We start from the raw sequence: 19,395 nt of genomic DNA, 5'->3' as shown, positions 1-19,395 counted from the left end.
AATTGTATTTAAAGAATTTTATTCTAATTTAGAAATAAATTAAACCAAAATTTAAAATAAAAATTTTATGGAGCAGATAGACGATATTGATCTTCAGTTATTAAATATACTACACGATAATTCTAAATATACTGTAAAAGAGCTTGCTAAGATGGTAAATCTTTCGGCATCGCCTGTTTTTGAGCGAATTAAAAGATTGGAAAACAATGGTTATATTAAAAAATATATAGCCTTGTTAGATGCAGAAAAACTAAACAGAGGGTTTATTGTTTTCTGTAATATCAAACTTAAACAGCACGATCGCAATATTGGCAATCAATTTGTTAGTGATATTATGAAAATAGAAGAAGTTGTGGAATGTTACAATATCTCTGGTGATTACGATTTTTTAATGAAAGTTTCTGCCAAAGACATGAAGCATTATCAGGATTTTGTTTTTAATAAATTGGGATCAGTTGAAAGTATAGGGAGTACCCAAAGTACCTTTGTTATGTCGGAGATAAAAAATCTCTACGGATAGTTCCGCGATTGTTTATTTATTTGAAATTCGCCTTAGCTTTTGTGACAGAAAATGTATTAAGTCCATTTTGCAGTTATTTTATATTTAACCTCAAAAAAAAACTGTGGTAAGTCAAAAGAGAAAAAAACCGATATCCTTAACGGGATTTCGAACCATCGTCCAGCTCCGATTATATCTCTAATAGTGCTACTTTAGGACTGTTTATTTCAAACAGTCTAAGGATTTTTTATGAAAAACTCGAAACATGAAAAATTAGGTTTTAGTGTTGATCCTAAAACTGGAGTAAATAGTATGAAAAAAGCATAAAAAAAACGCTAAATCGAAAGATTTAGCGTTTTTTGTAGTGACCTCAACTGGACAAATTTCTATAAATTTTATGGAAGATTTGAAGAGATTGGCTTACTACTTGTAGTGTGTGTCTTCCATTGGCTTTGTAAATTTGATTTAGATGTCCTGTTGGGGATTGAGAGAAAATTGATATCGTATTATTTTTGATTTTGCCACAAAATATACTCTAATATTTTTTACTTCATTTAAGTAATGTAAAAGATACCGCCTTAACTTTTTGTGGCAAAAAAGGTATCCATTCCATAATATTTAAGCATGAAAAAGTCCTATTTCTAATAGGACTTTTTAGAGGAGAGGGCGGGATTATTATATTAGCACAGACATTATTGAAAAAATAACAGACCTCTAAAAATGAATCGTTTTTAGAGGTCTGTTATTATTATATAGAAAAAATGATAAAATTAATTATGCGAAATTTGTTCGATTCTGTATCCTTGTCCAGACGATCCAGCGATAAAAACGGTGTACACTTTTCCGGCCGCAAAATCTGTTTCTGGCAGCGTTGCCAGATTATCAGATGCTCCAGTTCCGCGTACCTGAATGCCTAGCGAACCAGCATTAATTTCAGCGTAATTACTTTGACTGTAGCGCGCAACATTAGAGGCCAGATTATTGCCTTGAGTATCAAGAAAATCAATATTCGCAGGAGCTCCGCCGCTTAGATGAATGAATTTTACTTTTGCTTTTCCACTTGCCGGAGCCGTTATATTATCTTCATAAAGCCTTACTTCTGCATCGCCTTTTGATTCTCCCGTAAGATATACGGTATACCTTCTGTCATCGTCAAGATCAAGTTCCTCACTGGCATACAAATCATTATCATTTTCATCTCTAAATTGGCTTACCAAGTTGTTCCCCACAGCTACATCGTGGTAAGTTACCGAATGATCCAAATAATCCAGATTGCCAATGTAGGGAATGTTTGCCATAACAAATTTTTGTGAACCTGATTTGGGAGCCGCGTTTACGACTTTAAGGCGCGCAGAACCAAACGGATCTACTTCATTATTATCACAAGAGGATAAAAAGATCAGCGCTGCTGCAGCCGTTAATTGAATAAAGATTTTAGTTTTCATAATTTTAATTTTGGTTTTTACTTCTTCTTTTTTTAATTGCATTACATATATTTTACCTTAATGGTAATTTTGTTGTTTGGGTTTTTTATGGTGATTTTAAAATCATCAAATACCGGTTTTTTCATCTTTTCCATATAGAAATTAGAAAAACCAAAACCTTCTTTGGGTATACCAATGAGGTTTTTGTTTAGTTCTCCATTTTTATTCTCATCATCAATAAGTGTAATGCCGTATGTTCCCGGATCGAGATCACAATTAATAATTAAGAGGTCATTACTGATTGCTTTTTTATCAAAGATTAATTTTTTCGAAACTTTTTCATTTTCGTAATCTTTGCTGTTTTTAAAAACATTTAGTATAATTTGTCCTTTTTCTGAACGGATGCCCGAAATTTTGATAGTGATATTTTGGCCATAAGAGCGACCAAGGCATAAAAGGATTATAAAGACTATAAGCCAGCCTTTCTGAGGGATTTTCGTTTGAATCATTATGTTGATTTTTAAGATTTTGTTCTGCGAAAGTAGTAGAGCAGTTGCTTAAAAAGCATAAAAAATTAAGTCAAACGGACAATCTTACGGGTGAACCGTTTTGTAGAAAAAAAAGTTTGTTTAGAGAGAATTGAAAATGGAAAATTATTTAGGAAAAGAATAAAGTATAATCTAGTATTGGTTTAAGCTAGCAGTATCTATCATTACCTTATAAACAAGTTGTTTTTCTGAAATCCCTTTTAATTCAATATCTGTGATAGGTAAAAATATAAAGGGATAATCAACAATTAAATGGTTATGAAAATTTTCAGAAATAACTAAATCAGCATCATGATCACGGCATACTTTCTGAAGCCTTGAACATAGATTTAGCACTCCTCCATGATAGGCCATTTCTTTTTTATAGACTCCAACAAGCGCAGCAGACACAATTCCAGAATGTATAGAACTTCTAAATTCTGGAAATTTACGGTGTTTATCAATATAATATTGTCTTTTTTTCTCCAAAAGTTTCATCAGGGAAAAATGCATTTGAAGCGCATTACTAAAACATTTATTTGTTTTAATCTGCCAGCTCAACACGGCTTCATCTCCAACAAATTGGTAAATCTCACTACCCAAATCCAGCGCAATGGCAGAAATATCTTTAAAGCAATCCTGAATAAAACTGCTGAATTTCTTGCTTCCCATTTTTTCTACTAATAATGTAGAGTCCTTAAGATCCATAAACATAAAAATTCGGTCTTCAAGTGAAGGGGTAAAATAGGCATTGCGAATGAAATTTCTAAAGTAGTTTTTTCCCATATTAGTACGGATTGTAACTACCATTCCTACCAGAATTTCCATTAAAATCATCGAAATCATAACGCTCACCCCTGAACCCTCGGGCAGCGAATTACTTTTCCAGGTATTTGAAGGCATGCCTGAGAATTGAAAAGCAACTAAAATAAGAGCTGTTGTGAGTGCTGTAAAAACTGTTATGCGTAAAAAAATAGTGAGAATAATATTTCTGGTTTTTATCATTTTAGGATAAACCAGAGTATGGAAAACACCCATTAGCAATCCTATACAAATGCAGGTTATTGCAGAAAATTCATAAATCCACTTTTTTGTCATTCCAGGAATGAGAGGATAGGCAATGGAAATGATACTGTTGGGGGATATCATTAAATTTTATGTATACAAAAAGCAGTCCGCCAAAAAGCCATAACATGGTGACTGATAGAATTTCTTGCAAATAATATTGAAGCCTGTAAGCAGTAATTTTCATTGTTTTTATTTTACAAGTTACTACTTTTGAAAAATCAATTTTCTAACCACGCCAATACTTTAGATCTTTTTTCTCTGCTGACAAAAATATCTTTATGAAAAGGAAATGTAAGGTTTATTTTTAGCTTTCGCGGAAAATAATCGGTAACATCAGCAATTGCGTTTCGGTTTACAAGAAGCTGCCTGTTCATTCTGAAGAAAAAACTGTGTGTTCTTTTTTCAAGATCTTCAAGACTTTCTGTCAAGCTGTAACTTTTACCATTATGCGCCAGCATAACTGTCGTTTCAGCTTCAACATAAAATAAAGCAATTTTTTCTAATGTAAAAGGAAGAAGGCGATCTCTGTATTTTACCATTATAGTACTGCTAATGGGTTGCTGAAGATTTGAAATGGTTTCCATTGCTTTTTGATACTGTGCAGCAATCTGGCGGCTCATTATGTGCTGCATGTTATGAAATTTACCCAAAGCAATTTTTAACTCGGCTGCGCTAAAGGGTTTTAGAATATATTCAATACCATTAGCTTTAAAAGCATCAAGGGCATATTCATTAAAAGCTGTACAAAAGATTACCGGAACATTTAAAGGTACATCTTGAATAATTTCAAAACTCAAACCATCTCCTAATTGGATATCGCTAAAGATAAGATCAGGCTGCGGATTATTTTTAAAATAAGCAATTGCTTCTTTAACAGATCCTAAAAGGGCAGTGATTTCTATTTCGGAATTGCTGCTTTTCAGGCTTGATGCTAGATCTTCTGCTACGAGCGATTCATCTTCAATAATTATGATTTTCATCGGTATTTATTTTAAAGCTTACAGAAAAAGTTACGCCATCGTTGTTGATTATAATTTCATTTCCGGACCAAATCAGGCAGCGTTCAGCCAGATTTGCCAGTCCACTTTTTAAGGATGTTTCACTGGGACATCTAACATTCATAGTATTGGATACTGATATGTATTCTCCTGTTTGCTCTATTTTAATCCGTAAGGGCTGCTGTTTGGTAAACCTGTTGTGCTTGATCGCATTTTCTGCCAGAGGCTGAAGGGAGAAGGTTGGCACAGTACATTTAAGCATCTCAGAATCATTTATTTTAATGTCCCATTCTAAGGCCTCACCAAATCTCATTTTCTGCATTTCAAGATAGTTCTGGCAAAAATCCAGTTCTTCCTGCAATGTAGTAGCCATGCTATCATTAAGGGTTACGGCACTTCTAAGAAATCCAGCCAGCTGAATTAGATAATGCTCTCCAAGAACAAGGTCTTTTTTATATAGGGCTTTCAGCGTATTGAGAGAGTTGAATAAAAAATGCGGATGAATCTGCTGTTTCAAAAGCAGGTTTTCAGCTTCTGCCGTGCGAAGCAGTAATCTTGAATTTTCAATTTCGGCTTGTGTTTTAGCTAATCTTAAAATTGCAAAATCTTGTAACAGCAATATTAAAATGGTGATAAAAATAGCTTCTGCTAAAAAGGTCATAATTAGCTCTAAATTGTCAGCACTCCAAGAAATATGTGCCATGTAAGCAAAAAAAGGCCATAATAACATTTGAAGAAAAATGGAAGTGCAAAAGCTTGCCAAGTAACGCCAAAGCCTAAACTTATTAATATCATTAGGAAATTTAACGGCACAAAACTCCAATATAGCTGAAAGTGAAAAAGTTACAGTGAAAATATAAAACAGACTTTTTAAGGTCATAAAAAGGATAAGAGCTCCTGAGTTTTTAAAAATAATAAGAAAAAACAAAGCAATTAACGAGATAAACAACGTCAAAAAAATATTCATTTTATAAATCTCCCTCAAAATTAAAGGAGAGAAAGATTTGGCGATATTGTTCATGATTATGCTTTTATATTTTTGATACAGAACTTAATCCGTTTTAATTTTTGGTATGCAAAATTTAGGGAAAGTACAAAAAATAGTAATACTGCTCTTGTAATTTTGAACAACAAATAATACCGCCTGTAAATGCAGGAGGTATTATTTAACTTTTGTTTGTAAAATGAGATATGTCTAATTTAAAAAATATAGAAAAGACTTACTTGTGACATATGATTTTGAAAGTCCGTATTTATAGTCGTTGATTTTGTTTTGCTGAGATCAGTCAATCCCATGTAATATCGCGCGCCAATACCAAGTCCGTTTGAAAATTGATAGCCGATACCCCCAACCATACCGCCATCAATTTTTTCTGCAAAATCAGCATCGTTATTTGTAATTTCTTTAAAGTCCTGTGAAGCCAGAATTCCAACTTGAGGTCCTGCTTCAAAATACAATCCAAAGTTGGTTTTGTATTTTACTACGATTGGTACAGATATGTAAGAAAGTTCAATGTCTTTTCCATCAGAGAATCCTCCTTTTAATTTAGCGCCTTGCGTAGAATATAAAAAATCTTCCTGTATAGACCAGTTTTGATTGATATCAAAAGTGACAATTGCACCGGCATGAAATCCTGGCAAACCTTCGGTCTCAAAATTGGTATTGTAAAAATCACTGTAATTAGCCCCAGCTTTCAGACCAAAATGAAGTCTTTCAAAAAGACTTTGGCTAAAAGCGGTTGAAGAGACCAGAACAATGCAGAGCAAAAATAAATTTTTCATGATTTACTATTTTTTAAATGTTATCAGGCAAAAGCCTTTTTTAGTTTGATGATGCAAACATAAAAGGCACTTGTGACAGAACGTAAAAAAAAATAACTCAAACGGACAAAATTATACGTGAAACGTTTTTGCCTTTAAAAATGCTGTTGAAATACTTAGATTATAGATAATTTTGATCGATAAAGAGTATCAGATTATTTAGCTTTGGCTGATCCATAGTTTTAGAGGAATAACATCTGCCTGCATTTGGAAAACTTTAGTGGTTAAAATGTGATGAACTTCTTCATCTCCGTCAGCACAACAATCACTAAGAACTGTTAAGTTAAAGTCCTTGTCAGAAGCCTCTCTAATAGTTGATAAAACTACACCACTTGTAGCAATACCCGTTAGGATGAGATGATTTATATTTTGGCTTCTCAATATTAATTCAAGGTCGCTTCCTGTAAAAGCGCTATATCTGCGTTTGGTTACAATTATATCGTGTTCATACGGAGTCAATGAAGGATGTATCTTCATCATTTCGTTTACATCGGCATTTACCATACGTTCTTTACTAGCAGAAAAAGTTTTGTTATTAGCACCCACCTCCGGCATGCCTTGTCGAAAGCCAACTACAACATAAATAATGGATATTTTATTTTTTCGTGCATTTAAAATTGCTTCTGCAACATTATTTATTGTTGCTGTGCTATTAGGATATCTGTCTACTATCGCAGACTGCATGTCCATTACGAGAAGTGCTGTTCTTTTTTCTTTCATTTTTCTTTTGATCTTGTATGATAGTTATGTGTCAAGGGGAAGGGTATGTTGCAAATTTAGCAATGTTTTTTAACGTGATCATAATTTAATAAGGGATGAGATGTGATGATTTTTTTCTAATAGTATTTTTGTCTTTTTATAAAATTTAAAATGACATTCTAGGTAAGAGCTATTCCTAAAAAAAGCAAAAATGATTCAAGTAACTTTATTTGGTAGTAAATACAAAAAAATGGCGTCAATTGTCTTCAATTGACGCCATTTGGCTTTTGTGACCTCTAAAGGACAAATTTCAATAAATTTTATAGAAGATTTAAAGAGATTGGCTTACTACCGGTAGGGCATGACTTTCAGTGGCTTGAGCAATTTGGTTTGGATGTCCTGTTGGGGATTGATGCCGATTTATAACTAATAATTACTGTAAACCTCGTATTGGCTTAGCTATTGAAAAATGTAATTTTTATTGAACAAAATTTAGTCGGAGAATAAAATAAATGTTCAGCCGCAGATTCGAACCTAACAGTTGGATTGGCTATCATAGCTCGTTTTCTATTTTTACAATACTGGTGTGCCCCGATTCTGCCACAAAAGGCAGTCTAATGAAATGTCTTAAAAACCGCCTTAATTATTTGTAGCAAAAGAGGTCCCTTCCATAGATTAAAAAGTTTTTAGCTCCAACTCCTAAATTACCACTAATACTAGATTTCTTCTTTTTAATTGAGGTTTTTCACATCTTGAAACAAAAAATCAAATGTTTACAGATATCTATATTTAAGTCATTCTGTAAATTAGTGGATTAACTTTTAAAGAATTTAATTTCTTATATTTGATTCTTACATATACGAGAGAACCCGATTGCTAACATTTTTTTTTATGAAATGCTAACTTCTAAACAAATTAAAATCATTCGATCGATTTTTCCAAAAAAAATTAGTTCAGAATTTATGCAAGTTCTTATTGAAAATGCTCGAATTTTTACCAGTAAAAAAAATGATGTTTTAGTAGAGGAAAAGGCTCAAAGTTCTAAAATTTTCTATATTTTAAAAGGAAGTATGGTACGTTATGTTCTTACAGAGAAGGGCGATCGACGAGCGATTATGTTTCATTCTGAAGATTTAATTCCTATTGTAGGGAGTATTTATATAAATAGTCATAACTCATTCGTTCAATATCAAATTGTTGCCAATGAATCCACCGAAGTTTTAGAGATTAATATTCTCGATATACTAAAATCAGGATTGAAGGATGAAGTTTATTTTGAGTTTGCATTAAAAGGAAGTCTAAAATCTTTCGGACTCATGAATCAAATTCAAAACCATCAAATTGGCCTTTCAAAAATAGAATTTTTAAAATGGCTTTGGCTAAATTATCCAGATATTTTTCATCGATTCAAATCGCAAGATATCGCAAGTTTCTTAGGATTAACACCCGTTTGGTATAGTAATTTAAAAGCAACATTATTAAGGGATAAATAAATAGTGTTGCATTTTTAATTCTTAAATTAATTTAAGAAGAATTGTTTTTCACGAGTTTATCTTTGCTCTAAGAATATCAAAAAATGTAAAAAAAATATGGACTTTGAAATCAAAAAACCGTCAGAAATTGGATTGAATGAACAGGCTTTAAAGAATTTAGATAATGCCATTCAGAAACGCATTGATAATGGTCAAACTTTTGGGGCTGCAGTTATTGTTGCTCGTGGTGGCAAAATTGGATACAGAAAAACTTTTGGTACTGCCAGTGGCTTGCGTGAAAGTAGTTTTGAAGATCTTTACTTGACGATGTCTTGTGCTAAATCTTTTACATCTGCATTGGCACTACATTTTGTAGATAAAGGACTATTGTCATTAAATACTTTTGTTGGTGATATAATTCCAAATTTCAGCACATTTGGTAAAGACAAAATTACGCTTCGCCACTTGCTAAACCACACAGCGGGAGTGCATGCATCAATTGCTCCGCCTTTTCCTTACTCTATTGCTGATTTGATTGATTTGGATAAAATGATTACAGCTTATTCTTCACAACCGCTCGTTTACGAAACTGGTTCTCGTTCTGCTTATACTCAAATTGCAAGTCACGCTTTGGTTGGAAAAATGATAGAATTAACTGATCCTAAAAAGCGTAAATTTAAAGACATTGCCCGTGAAGATCTGTTTGAACCATTAGAAATGTATGACACTTCATTTGGCCTGTCAGAACCAAACAACTCTCGCCGTGTTCCAGTTGCCTATACTGAAAAAATGAGTACACCTTCATCTGCTGTCACAGCAACAATGCTTGATTCCTTTGCAAATGGCATTGTGCCTGGCGGTGGAGGCTTTACAACCATTGACGATTTATTTAAATTTGCTGATGCTATGCGTCAACAGGGAAATACCGGGAAATATCGCTTGATATCTAAATCATTGTTTGAGTATGCAAGTCAAAACAGTACCGGAGATATGATTAACCACGCTTGGGATTTTGCAGAAAACGAGAAAAGAGGCGTGTCTTTTCCTGCTAATTTTCATCTTATTGGGGGTTATACTCGTGGCAAAGGACATTTCTTAACTCCCTGCGGTAGTACTGCGTCTGAAAAAGCAATAGCGGGAATGGGTGGAGGATCAACAGCTTGGATGGTTGACCCAGAACGAGATCTAACAGTTGCTTTTTTAAGTTCAGGATTTATAGAAGGTATTGAACATTTGCACCGTGTAGCTGAGATTAACGACTTGGCTTTGAGTGCTTGTGAATAGTGTTACCTGAATAACTGTTCAAGGTGTAAAACGCGATAATGTTAGTAAATTATATCGTATAAATTCTATTGGAATATAAATGCAAAATAACTATCTAATAGAATGATATTAGCAAAGTAAAGATCAAGATAGCGATATCAGGTAAAAAATCAAATACGGATATTTTAAATACCACAAAAAGGTGTCAATGAGCATATGAGAAATATACATACTGATTGACACCTAATATTAATTAGGACATATTAGAATTACAAATCAATCTCACTACTACGGAGTTGTGATTATTGCTTTTGATTTAGCATTTGCGTGATCAATATCTTTAAATGAGATTTTCAACTTTTATAGGATAATAAAAGCGTGACAAATACTGCTCCGGCAAGTAACCATACAAAAACGCTCCAAGAAGTAGCATGTAAAAGATATCCAGTACCACTTCCCATAACTGCCGAACCCAAATAATAGAATAACCAATAGAGTGAGGTAGCGGAACTTTTGCCTGTTTTGGCGTGCAACACCACCATTCGGCTTGCCATAGTGTGTGAAGCAAAAAAAGCTAGTGTTAAAATTATCAGCCCCACGATAACGAACATTAGACTACCTGAAAGCAATAATATTATGCCTATAATCATTAACAAAAGGGAACTGATTAGAAGCGTTCGAGTTTCAAATCTTTCGGATAACCTTCCGATGATAGTAGTGCCAAGCAAACCAAAAGTATAAATCATAAAAATAAAAGCGATGAAAATATGGCTCAATGAAAAGGGTGGAGCTTCCAGGTTATAAGTAAGGTAATTATATATACTTACAAAAGTTCCCATTATCAAAAAGCCTATAATATATAAGCGCAACATGTATGAATCAAAAACAAAACTTTTCATTTCCCTATATTTCAGAGTAAAGTCTGTCTTTTGTGGTTGAAAAAAACGGGACTGGGGAAAGTATCTCCAGAAGACAACTGATAAGATCATGCTGATAATGCCTATAATCATTATTGTATTGCGCCAACCTATTTCACCATACAAGACTGTAGTTACAATTCTGCCGCTCATTCCCCCAATTGTATTTCCATTAAGATACATGCTAATAGCAAGACCTAACGCGGAAAGTTTTACTTCTTCAGTTAAATATGGCAATGCAACAGATGAAACTCCCGCTATAACAAAACCCTTAATGATACCAATTAAAATAAGAAGCGGAAAATTATATATCCAGACTGAAGCAATGGTCAGAATAGAAGAAGATACCATTGCAAAAAGCATCTGCTTTTTACGGGAGAAACTGTCTGATTTGAATGCAAAGTATAAAAGACCCAGAGCCATTCCTAGTGTAGAGGAAGATACCAGCCATGAACTATCACCTGCCGAAATTCCGAATTCATTGGCTAGTGTCAACAAGAGTGGCTGAAAAAGATATAATTGTGCAAAAACCGAAAGTCCAGAAAGAAAAATAGTCAATTGTATATTCCGGAACCTTTTACTTTCTTTATCAACCTTTTCGTTACTTTTTATATCTTCTAGTAAGGGCAGTACAAAAGGCTTTTTAGCCGTTGATTGCGTATAGGTACCCAATACTCTGTTTTTTGTCTTCAAGTTCATATATCGCTAGTATTCGTTTATAGCCACTGCCTTCAAATTCATCCAGATAATCCCAGTTTTTGTGCAAATCGTCTGAAAAGAGAACATAGCAGGGGATATCTGTCTGTTCATTCTCAGAAACTGGTACAAAACCGTTAAAGCCAAGTTCTGCACCCCAGCCTTTTGTTTCAAGTTTTCCCCCTTTCAATAGACCCGATTTCCATTCGCCTTTGATGTGGCTTATCTTATGATGGTTCGGCTTACCCGGAGCAAGTGTGCCGTATATGATTAGTTTGTTTTCTGGTTTGTGCCGACTTAAAAAATCTTTTTCTTTACTAGATAAATCGTAATGATCAAGTGTTTTTAAGGTAATAGTACCGATGTCCTTTCTTTTGTTTAAGAGAGGAAGGTTCGAAGAATCACTCATCTTTAAAATTATTTATATTAATACTGCAAATCTCTGTAGATTTTATAAATTTGCAAAACGCTTTATTTCGATTAAATCAATCGTAAAAACCGATTTAAAAATGGAACTACGTCAGCTTAGATACTTTCTGAAAGCTAAGGAACTTCTCAATTTTACAGAAGCAGCCAACCAACTGAATATAAGTCAGAGTACCCTTTCACAGCAGATAAAGCAATTGGAAGAAGAAATTAATGTTCCTTTATTCAACCGTATTGGAAAAAGAATTACACTCACAGAGGCTGGATTACTGTTTTCGGAATTTGCATTTCAAAGTGTTAGCCGTGCCAATGATGGGCTTATAATGATGAAAGATCTGAATAATCTCAATGTGGGGAGTTTATCAATAGGTGTTACTTATGCTTTACGGAACCTTCTTACCAGAGCACTGATTTTGTTTTCGGAAAAATTCCCTGATATTAAAGTGAAGATCGTATTTGGAACATCGACAGAACTGATAGATAGGCTTAATTCTACCGAATTAGATTTTGTACTAACCTTTAGAGAACAAGCTGATGATGTGCATCTCAGGTATCGAAGCTTGTTTTCTTCTCCTATGACCTTAGTAGTTTCTAAAAATTCTAATATTGCAGGACGATCTTCCATTTCCTTGAAAGAAATCATGGATTTGCCTCTTGCTTTTCCCGACAGCGGGTACAGTACCATTCAATTCATAAACAACCTGTTGAAACTAAAAAAACTCAAACCTAATGTACTGGTCGAAATAAATGATATTTCTACATTGTTGGAACTGGTTAAAACGGGTGTTTGGAATACAATTCTGACGCAAGTTAGTGTTGATGATATAGGTCTTTCAACCATTCCCATCCAGGGCAAAAATATGCTACGTGAAGCAACGGTTATATCTCTTAAAGATGCCTACCAAAAGAAAGCAGCTGAAGCCTTTCAGAATTATCTATAGTTTTAAAAATGCTAAATCAAAATCATTTGAATTAGCATATTTTTGTTTAGTTAGAAAGTATAATCTCCTGGCTGTAATACTCATATTTTTGTATCATAATCTTGGTATCTGCAGTTTCGAACCTAAACTCGTCAAGCCTTGATTTTGCTAAGTTTCTACTTTTCAAAAACTCCATGCGCCACGATTCTGTCACAAAACTCTGCAAAATTAATTTTTGAATTATTTGTAGAATATATATGTGTTATGCCGTGTTTTAAAACCTTAATAACGACTTACGGAAATATTCTCAAAAATAGGAATCCATGCGAGTGTGAAACTCTAATTTGCTATACATGTAGTGCTCGAATCCTGTTAAGTTATTGCACTTTGAATTTACAATTTCTGTTATATTTATTAGATTGGTCATTTTTTTTTATCAACTATTTCCTGATTTTTATGTCTTTAAAAAAGGAAACAAAAACAAAAAAAATACGAAGGTATTGATTAATAATTCTATAAATAAAAAACGGCGTCAATTGTCTTTAATTGACGCCGTTTGGCTTTGTAGTGACCTCGACTGGATTCAAACCAGTAACCTCTTGAGCCGTAATCAAGTGCGCTATTCAGTTGCGCCACGAGGCCTTTTTGTTATCAATTAGCTAATTTTTCGTAGCTTTGTTGATTGCTTATTGCGGGTGCAAAGATAGACATAAATGTGACATAAACAAGCATAAAATAACATAAAAATAAAAAAAAATGAAGATTGAAAATTATGTACGTGATATTCAGGGATTTCCAAAAGAAGGAATTTTGTTTAAAGACATCACTCCGCTGTTAAATGACCCAATTGCGACAAAAGAATGCCTTAATATTTTAATAGAATCTTTAAACGGACAAAAAATAGATAAAGTAGTAGGAGCAGAGAGTCGTGGCTTTTTCTTTGGTATATTATTGGCACAGGAATTAAATGCAGGTTTTGTTCCGGTTAGAAAGCCTAAAAAGTTACCGTATGAAACCATTTCGGCTTCTTACGAGTTAGAATACGGTACAGATAGCTTAGAGATGCACACAGATGCAATAAAAAAGAGAGACAAGGTTTTGTTACATGATGATGTTTTAGCGACAGGAGGGACCGCTAAAGCAGTTTGTGAATTGGTCGAGAAGTTAGGAGGGGAAATTGTACAATGTAATTTCCTTATGGAGTTAACTTTTTTAAACGGAAGAGAAAAAATTAAGGACCATCCTTTTTTTGCTGCAATCACGTATTAAGGATAAATGCAATAACAAAAAAAATCCCAATGCTGAAATTTCAGTATTGGGATTTTATATTTTACTATAACTAATTTTATCTCAAACTAGCTCCAAGCTCTGTCTCAAAAGTATTTTGCAGTTTCGACATGATTTTATCAATTTGAGCGTCTGTAAGCGTTTTTGTATTGTCCTGAATGGTGAAACTCAAAGCATACGATTTTTTGCCTTCAGGAAGCTTACTGCCTTCATAAACATCAAATAAGTTAACATCTTTCAAAAGTGACTTTTCTGTTTGCTTAGCAAGGTTAAAAATGCTTTCGTAAGTGGTGTTCTTATCAATCAATAAAGCTAAATCTCTGCGAACTTCAGGATATTTAGGGATTTCAGAATACTTGATTTTCCCAGTGATTATTTTTAGCACTAAATCCCAGTTAAAATCAGCAAAATAAACATCTTGCTTGATTCCGAAATGTTTTAAGATTGATTTCTTAACCACACCCATTTCTACCAAAGTGTCATTGTTGTAGCAAATAGCGGTTCCTTCTGAGAAAATATCAGATTGTACCGGAGCATTCGAAATTTTATCAATTCCTAAACGAGCCAGGATTCCTTTTACATATCCTTTTAATAAAAAGAAATCAGTAGTTTTTTGCGGATTGGTCCAGCTTTCTTTATTTCTGTTTCCTGAGATCAGTAAAGTCAAATGTTTGTGCTCCTCGTATCCGTTTAGATATTTATGGTATGATTTTCCGAATTCGAATAATTTTAGATCAGAATTTTTTCTGTTAATGTTATACGAAATCGCTTCTAAACCAGAGAACAATAAAGATTGACGCATAGTAGACAAATCACTACTTAGCGGATTCAGCATCGTAACATTATGCTCTTCTTTTAAAGCAGTCGATAATTTAGCATAAGCAGCTGTTGTCAAAGAGTTGGCCATCATCTCATGAAATCCCTGAGAATTCAATTGTGATGCTATTACATTTTGTACTTTATAATCTTCTGTTCTTGGCGAATTTGATACCGTGGCATTGAATTTTTTAGAGAAATTGATATTGTTATATCCGTAAACTCTTAAAATCTCTTCAATCACGTCAATTTCACGTTGCACGTCTACGCGATATGCAGGAATTGTTAACCCTAAACCTGAATCAGAAACGCTGTTTACTTTTATGTCTAAAGAAACCAGGATTTTTTTGATGGTATCTTTTGGAATTTCCTGTCCGATAATTTTAGAAACATGGCTGAAATTCAATAAAACAGAGAAATCTTCTATTTTTTTAGGATAAACCTCTACAACATCAGACGTTATTTTTCCGCCTGCAACTTCCAAAATTAGCAGCGCTGCACGTTTCAATGCGTATTCTGTAATTGTTGGATCAATTCCTCTTTCGAATCTAAAAGAAGCATCCGTATTCAATTGATGTCTTTTTGCTGTTTTACGAACACTTACAGCATCAAAATAAGCACTTTCTAAGAATATAGTGGTTGTACCATCAGACACTCCTGATTTTTTTCCTCCAAAAACTCCCGCAATACAAAGCGGACCTTTTTCGTCGCAAATCATTAAATCTTCTTTATGTAATGTTCTTTCAACATCGTCTAAAGTTACAAATTTAGTACCTTCAGGAAGAGTTTTTACAATGATCTTTCCGTTGATTTTTGCAGCATCAAACGCATGCAAAGGCTGTCCTAATTCATGTAAAACATAATTAGTAACATCGACAATATTATTTTTTGGAGTTAATCCAATAGCTTTCAAACGATCCTGTAACCAGGCCGGAGATTCCTGAACAGAAATTCCTGAAATGGTAACACCGCAATATCTAGGAGCCAAAAGAGGTTCTTCTACATTAACATCAATTTTTAAAGTACGCATGTCTACTCTAAAATTACTCACAGATGGCGTGATCAACTCTACGTTTACACCACGTTGCAGCATTCCAGCTCTTAAATCACGTGCAGTTCCAAGATGGCTCATGGCATCGGCACGATTTGGAGTCAAACCAATTTCGAATACTTCGTCATTAACAACCTGAAAAACGTCTGCAGCCGGTGTTCCCGGAACTAATTTTTCATCCAGAATCATGATTCCGTCATGGCTTGTACCTAAACCTAGTTCATCTTCGGCACAAATCATTCCGTGACTTTCCTGTCCGCGAATTTTGCCTTTTTTGATAGTGAATTCAGCACCATCTTTATCATATAAAACTGTACCTATAGTAGCTACAGGAACTTTTTGTCCTGCTGCAACATTCGCTGCACCACAAACAATTTGTATAGGAGCTTCTAAACCAATATTTACAGTTGTAATATTTAATCTATCTGCATCAGGATGCTTTTCGCAAGTAAGTACGTGTCCTACAACTACTCCTTCTAAACCGCCTTTAACTGATTGGTATTTTTCGACAACTTCTACTTCAAGACCTAAATCTGTAAGTAATTCTGAAGTTTGTTCTGATGTCCAGTCTGTTTTAATAAATTGTTTTAACCAGTTGTAAGATATTTTCATGTTAACTTTTTTATTCTTGTATAAGGATACAAATATAAGGATTGCGTGTGGTAGTAAGAAACAATTTATTTGGTTTTTTCTAGTCGTTTTTATTTTATATAAAACCTATTGCTATTGAGTAGTTTACATTTTTATCGCCAATATTTTGATAATTAAATATTAAAAGTTAGTTATAAAAACGAATGTGTAATTTTTGTGCTACAAGATGAATGAAAAGTGCTATTCTGTTTCAATTTATGAAACTAAATTTGGAATGAATCAAAAAAAAACAAATTATGAACAATGCCACACAAAAACCTGAATTTAAGGTAAAATATGATAATTATATCAACGGAAAATTTACAGCTCCGGTAAAAGGAGAATATTTTGACGTTCTTTCTCCAATTGATGGAAAAGTATTTACAAAAGCAGCACATTCAGGAAAAGAAGATTTAGAATTAGCTGTTGATGCAGCTTATGAAGCGTTTAAAACATGGGGAAAAACCTCTGTTACGGAAAGAAGCATTCTACTAAATAAAATTGCGCAAAAGATAGAAGACAATCTGGAATATATTGCAACAGTTGAAACCATCGATAACGGGAAACCAATTCGTGAAACACTTGCGGCAGATATTCCGTTGGCAATTGACCATTTTAGATATTTTGCAGGCGTAATTCGTGCCGAAGAAAGCTCTATTGCAGAATTGGATTCACAAACGGTTTCGATTGCTTTAAGTGAACCATTAGGGGTTGTTGCACAGATTATTCCGTGGAATTTCCCTATTCTAATGGCTGTTTGGAAAATCGCTCCGGCGCTGGCAGCAGGAAACACAATTGTTTTGAAACCTGCAGAAAGTACGCCGATTTCTATTTTAGTTTTGATGGAATTAATAGGTGATATTTTGCCTCCGGGAGTTTTAAACATTGTAAACGGTTTTGGTGCAGAGCTTGGTCGTCCGTTGGTTACCAATAAAAAAGTGGCTAAGGCGGCATTTACAGGGTCAACCACTACGGGACGTTTAGTAATGCAATATGCTACAGAAAATATTATTCCGGTAACGTTAGAACTGGGTGGTAAATCTCCAAATATCTTCTTCCCGTCAGTAGCAGATCACGATGATGATTTCTTCGACAAAGCGATCGAAGGTGCTGTATTATTTGCTCTAAACCAAGGCGAAATTTGTACTTGTCCGTCAAGATTACTGATTCATGAAGATATTTATGACAAGTTTATCGCCAGAGTAATTGAAAGAACTGAGGCTATTATTGCTGGAAATCCGCTCGATAAGACCACTATGATTGGTGCTCAGACCTCATTGGTTCAGAAAGAAAAAATCATGTCTTATATAAAATTAGGTAAAGAAGAAGGAGCAGAGCTTTTGACAGGAGGAGATGAAAACCACTTAGGAGGAGATCTTGAAGGCGGTTATTATATCAAGCCAACTTTGTTTAGAGGACATAACAAAATGAGAATTTTTCAGGAAGAAATTTTTGGACCCGTTCTCGCTGTTACCACTTTTAAAACTACCGAAGAAGCTATAGAAATTGCCAATGACACTATGTACGGTTTAGGTGCCGGAGTATGGACACGTGATGCACATGAAATTTATCAGGTACCAAGAGCGATTCAGTCAGGTCGTGTCTGGATCAATCAATACCATTCTTATCCGGCCGGAGCGCCTTTTGGAGGTTATAAACAATCCGGAATTGGTCGCGAAAACCATAAAATGATGTTGGGGCAATATCGTCAGACAAAAAATATGCTGATTTCTTATGACAAAAAGAAATTAGGCTTCTTTTAAAGAATTGTATAAACCAAAGGGCAGTAAGCAAATCACTTACTGCTCTTGCAAATCAATAAACTATGTTGCCAAAAACAATGAAAGCTGCAGTTGTAAGAGAATTTGGTTCTCTTTTGAAAATTGAAGAAGTTGAAGTAAAACGCCCGGGTAAAAACGAAATCCTTGTAAAGGTGATTGCGAGTGGCGTTTGTCATACTGATTTACACGCAGTAGAAGGAGACTGGCCCGTAAAGCCAAAAATGCCGTTAATTCCTGGGCACGAAGCCGTAGGATATGTTGTAGCCGTTGGTCAGGATGTAAAAAACGTAAAAGAAGGTGATGCCGTTGGTGTGCCATGGCTTTACAGTGCCTGTGGAGGATGTGACCAGTGTATTACAGGCTGGGAAACTTTATGCGACAGCCAGCAAAATGGAGGTTATAGTGTAGACGGTGGATTTGCCGAGTACGTAATTGCCGATGCAAGATATGTTGGTCTCTTACCATCGAATGTGAATTTTATGGAAATGGCACCCATACTTTGTGCCGGAGTAACCGTATACAAAGGTCTTAAGGAAACTGAAGTAAAACCTGGAGAATGGGTAGCCATTTCAGGAATTGGCGGACTGGGACACGTTGCCGTACAATACGCCAAAGCAATGGGAATGCATGTTGCTGCAATTGACGTTGCAGATGACAAGCTTGATCTGGCTAAAAAACTTGGAGCAGATTTAGTAGTAAACGCAAAAAATCAAAATCCTGGAGAATTCTTGAAAAAAGAAGTTGGTGGAATGCATGGGGCATTGGTTACAGCCGTTTCGCCTATAGCTTTCAAGCAAGGTCTTGAAACATTAAGACGAAAAGGTACAATGGCACTCAACGGACTTCCTCCGGGAAATTTTGATTTATCAATTTTTGATACTGTTTTAAACAGGATAACAATTCGCGGCTCGATTGTAGGTACACGTAAGGATATGAAAGAGGCAATAGAATTTGCCACAGAAGGAAAAGTAAAAGCAACAATTACTCCCGCAAAATTAGAAGATGTTAATGACGTTTTTGATAAAATGAAAAAAGGTCAGATAGAAGGAAGGGTAGTTCTTGAGATTGCAAAACCTTAAATTAATCATGAAAGCAACAAA

General features: G+C 34.5%; 17 protein-coding genes and 1 tRNA gene. 7 read left to right on the top strand and 11 right to left on the bottom strand.

Annotated features, from left to right (window positions below; genetic code table 11):
- Positions 1 to 67 precede the first annotated feature (67 nt).
- The gene (locus ACIDC4_RS06450) at positions 68 to 520 is read left to right on the top strand and encodes an Lrp/AsnC family transcriptional regulator (RefSeq protein ID WP_035644147.1); all 453 of its coding nucleotides are present in this window, start codon (positions 68 to 70) and stop codon (positions 518 to 520) included.
- A 749-nt stretch (positions 521 to 1,269) separates the two neighbouring features.
- Here ACIDC4_RS06450 and ACIDC4_RS06445 read toward each other — a convergent pair.
- The 7 genes from ACIDC4_RS06445 to ACIDC4_RS06415 form a co-directional block, all read right to left on the bottom strand.
- Entirely contained in the window at positions 1,270 to 1,944 is a 675-nt protein-coding gene (locus ACIDC4_RS06445) for a DUF4397 domain-containing protein (protein ID WP_412042259.1), read from the bottom strand.
- Positions 1,945 to 1,985: 41 nt separating this feature from the next.
- Positions 1,986 to 2,432 (bottom strand): DUF2141 domain-containing protein, encoded by a 447-nt coding sequence (locus ACIDC4_RS06440; RefSeq protein WP_412042258.1) that lies wholly within the window; start codon positions 2,430 to 2,432, stop codon positions 1,986 to 1,988.
- 171 nt (positions 2,433 to 2,603) lie between these two features.
- On the bottom strand, positions 2,604 to 3,599 hold the full coding sequence (locus ACIDC4_RS06435; protein WP_412042257.1) for an adenylate/guanylate cyclase domain-containing protein: 996 nt from the start codon (positions 3,597 to 3,599) through the stop codon (positions 2,604 to 2,606).
- A 137-nt stretch (positions 3,600 to 3,736) separates the two neighbouring features.
- Positions 3,737 to 4,498 (bottom strand): LytR/AlgR family response regulator transcription factor, encoded by a 762-nt coding sequence (locus ACIDC4_RS06430; protein ID WP_412042256.1) that lies wholly within the window; start codon positions 4,496 to 4,498, stop codon positions 3,737 to 3,739.
- The gene (locus tag ACIDC4_RS06425) at positions 4,479 to 5,537 is read right to left on the bottom strand and encodes a sensor histidine kinase (RefSeq protein ID WP_412042255.1); all 1,059 of its coding nucleotides are present in this window, start codon (positions 5,535 to 5,537) and stop codon (positions 4,479 to 4,481) included. Before ACIDC4_RS06425 ends, ACIDC4_RS06430 begins: the two co-directional genes overlap by 20 nt.
- Before the next feature lie 179 nt (positions 5,538 to 5,716).
- Complete coding sequence (locus ACIDC4_RS06420) at positions 5,717 to 6,298, bottom strand: porin family protein (RefSeq protein WP_412042254.1); 582 nt, start codon at positions 6,296 to 6,298, stop codon at positions 5,717 to 5,719.
- Between the two features lie 198 nt (positions 6,299 to 6,496).
- Entirely contained in the window at positions 6,497 to 7,057 is a 561-nt protein-coding gene (locus ACIDC4_RS06415; protein ID WP_412042253.1) for a cysteine hydrolase family protein, read from the bottom strand.
- Positions 7,058 to 7,932: 875 nt separating this feature from the next.
- Here ACIDC4_RS06415 and ACIDC4_RS06410 point away from each other — a divergent pair.
- A complete protein-coding gene (locus tag ACIDC4_RS06410; RefSeq protein WP_302095993.1) occupies positions 7,933 to 8,529 on the top strand; it encodes a cyclic nucleotide-binding domain-containing protein in 597 nt (198 codons plus the stop codon).
- A gap of 96 nt (positions 8,530 to 8,625) precedes the next feature.
- Positions 8,626 to 9,792, top strand: a complete 1,167-nt coding sequence (locus tag ACIDC4_RS06405; RefSeq protein WP_072970832.1) for a serine hydrolase domain-containing protein — start codon at positions 8,626 to 8,628, stop codon at positions 9,790 to 9,792.
- A 332-nt stretch (positions 9,793 to 10,124) separates the two neighbouring features.
- On the opposite strand, the gene ACIDC4_RS06400 is transcribed toward ACIDC4_RS06405, so the two are convergent.
- Entirely contained in the window at positions 10,125 to 11,360 is a 1,236-nt protein-coding gene (locus ACIDC4_RS06400) for an MFS transporter (RefSeq protein ID WP_412042251.1), read from the bottom strand.
- Positions 11,332 to 11,793, bottom strand: a complete 462-nt coding sequence (locus ACIDC4_RS06395; protein WP_086065187.1) for a gamma-glutamylcyclotransferase family protein — start codon at positions 11,791 to 11,793, stop codon at positions 11,332 to 11,334. Before ACIDC4_RS06395 ends, ACIDC4_RS06400 begins: the two co-directional genes overlap by 29 nt.
- Positions 11,794 to 11,893: 100 nt before the next feature.
- Here ACIDC4_RS06395 and ACIDC4_RS06390 point away from each other — a divergent pair, with 100 nt between their 5' ends.
- The gene (locus tag ACIDC4_RS06390) at positions 11,894 to 12,751 is read left to right on the top strand and encodes a LysR family transcriptional regulator (RefSeq protein WP_072971769.1); all 858 of its coding nucleotides are present in this window, start codon (positions 11,894 to 11,896) and stop codon (positions 12,749 to 12,751) included.
- Positions 12,752 to 13,298: 547 nt separating this feature from the next.
- Here the strand turns inward: ACIDC4_RS06390 and ACIDC4_RS06385 are convergent.
- Positions 13,299 to 13,372 (bottom strand) — tRNA-Arg (locus ACIDC4_RS06385).
- A gap of 114 nt (positions 13,373 to 13,486) precedes the next feature.
- On the opposite strand from ACIDC4_RS06385, the gene ACIDC4_RS06380 reads away from it, so the two are divergent.
- Complete coding sequence (locus ACIDC4_RS06380) at positions 13,487 to 13,999, top strand: adenine phosphoribosyltransferase (RefSeq protein ID WP_412042250.1); 513 nt, start codon at positions 13,487 to 13,489, stop codon at positions 13,997 to 13,999.
- Positions 14,000 to 14,075: 76 nt separating this feature from the next.
- Here the strand turns inward: ACIDC4_RS06380 and pheT are convergent, their stop codons facing one another.
- Positions 14,076 to 16,496, bottom strand: coding sequence for a phenylalanine--tRNA ligase subunit beta (gene pheT, locus ACIDC4_RS06375; RefSeq protein WP_412042249.1), 2,421 nt, complete (start codon positions 16,494 to 16,496; stop codon positions 14,076 to 14,078).
- Positions 16,497 to 16,771: 275 nt separating this feature from the next.
- Between pheT and ACIDC4_RS06370 the strand changes: the two genes are divergently transcribed.
- A complete protein-coding gene (locus ACIDC4_RS06370) occupies positions 16,772 to 18,277 on the top strand; it encodes an aldehyde dehydrogenase family protein (protein ID WP_412042248.1) in 1,506 nt (501 codons plus the stop codon).
- A gap of 62 nt (positions 18,278 to 18,339) precedes the next feature.
- Entirely contained in the window at positions 18,340 to 19,374 is a 1,035-nt protein-coding gene (adhP, locus tag ACIDC4_RS06365; protein ID WP_412042247.1) for an alcohol dehydrogenase AdhP, read from the top strand.
- Positions 19,375 to 19,395 lie beyond the last annotated feature (21 nt).

The sequence above is a fragment of the Flavobacterium sp. C3NV genome (assembly GCF_046825355.2).
Lineage (GTDB): Bacteria > Bacteroidota > Bacteroidia > Flavobacteriales > Flavobacteriaceae > Flavobacterium.
This window is presented reverse-complemented; position numbering and strand designations above follow the sequence as displayed.

Coding starts and splice junctions, on each gene's coding strand:
- ACIDC4_RS06390 (WP_072971769.1), top strand. CDS start 11,894: ATGGAACTACGTCAGCTTAGATACTTTCTGAAAGCTAAGGAACTTCTC.
- ACIDC4_RS06420 (WP_412042254.1), bottom strand. CDS start 6,298: ATGAAAAATTTATTTTTGCTCTGCATTGTTCTGGTCTCTTCAACCGCT.
- ACIDC4_RS06395 (WP_086065187.1), bottom strand. CDS start 11,793: ATGAGTGATTCTTCGAACCTTCCTCTCTTAAACAAAAGAAAGGACATC.
- ACIDC4_RS06450 (WP_035644147.1), top strand. CDS start 68: ATGGAGCAGATAGACGATATTGATCTTCAGTTATTAAATATACTACAC.
- ACIDC4_RS06410 (WP_302095993.1), top strand. CDS start 7,933: ATGCTAACTTCTAAACAAATTAAAATCATTCGATCGATTTTTCCAAAA.
- ACIDC4_RS06445 (WP_412042259.1), bottom strand. CDS start 1,944: ATGAAAACTAAAATCTTTATTCAATTAACGGCTGCAGCAGCGCTGATC.
- ACIDC4_RS06435 (WP_412042257.1), bottom strand. CDS start 3,599: ATGATATCCCCCAACAGTATCATTTCCATTGCCTATCCTCTCATTCCT.
- pheT (WP_412042249.1), bottom strand. CDS start 16,496: ATGAAAATATCTTACAACTGGTTAAAACAATTTATTAAAACAGACTGG.
- ACIDC4_RS06405 (WP_072970832.1), top strand. CDS start 8,626: ATGGACTTTGAAATCAAAAAACCGTCAGAAATTGGATTGAATGAACAG.
- ACIDC4_RS06430 (WP_412042256.1), bottom strand. CDS start 4,498: ATGAAAATCATAATTATTGAAGATGAATCGCTCGTAGCAGAAGATCTA.
- ACIDC4_RS06415 (WP_412042253.1), bottom strand. CDS start 7,057: ATGAAAGAAAAAAGAACAGCACTTCTCGTAATGGACATGCAGTCTGCG.
- ACIDC4_RS06380 (WP_412042250.1), top strand. CDS start 13,487: ATGAAGATTGAAAATTATGTACGTGATATTCAGGGATTTCCAAAAGAA.
- ACIDC4_RS06425 (WP_412042255.1), bottom strand. CDS start 5,537: ATGAACAATATCGCCAAATCTTTCTCTCCTTTAATTTTGAGGGAGATT.
- ACIDC4_RS06370 (WP_412042248.1), top strand. CDS start 16,772: ATGAACAATGCCACACAAAAACCTGAATTTAAGGTAAAATATGATAAT.
- ACIDC4_RS06440 (WP_412042258.1), bottom strand. CDS start 2,432: ATGATTCAAACGAAAATCCCTCAGAAAGGCTGGCTTATAGTCTTTATA.
- adhP (WP_412042247.1), top strand. CDS start 18,340: ATGTTGCCAAAAACAATGAAAGCTGCAGTTGTAAGAGAATTTGGTTCT.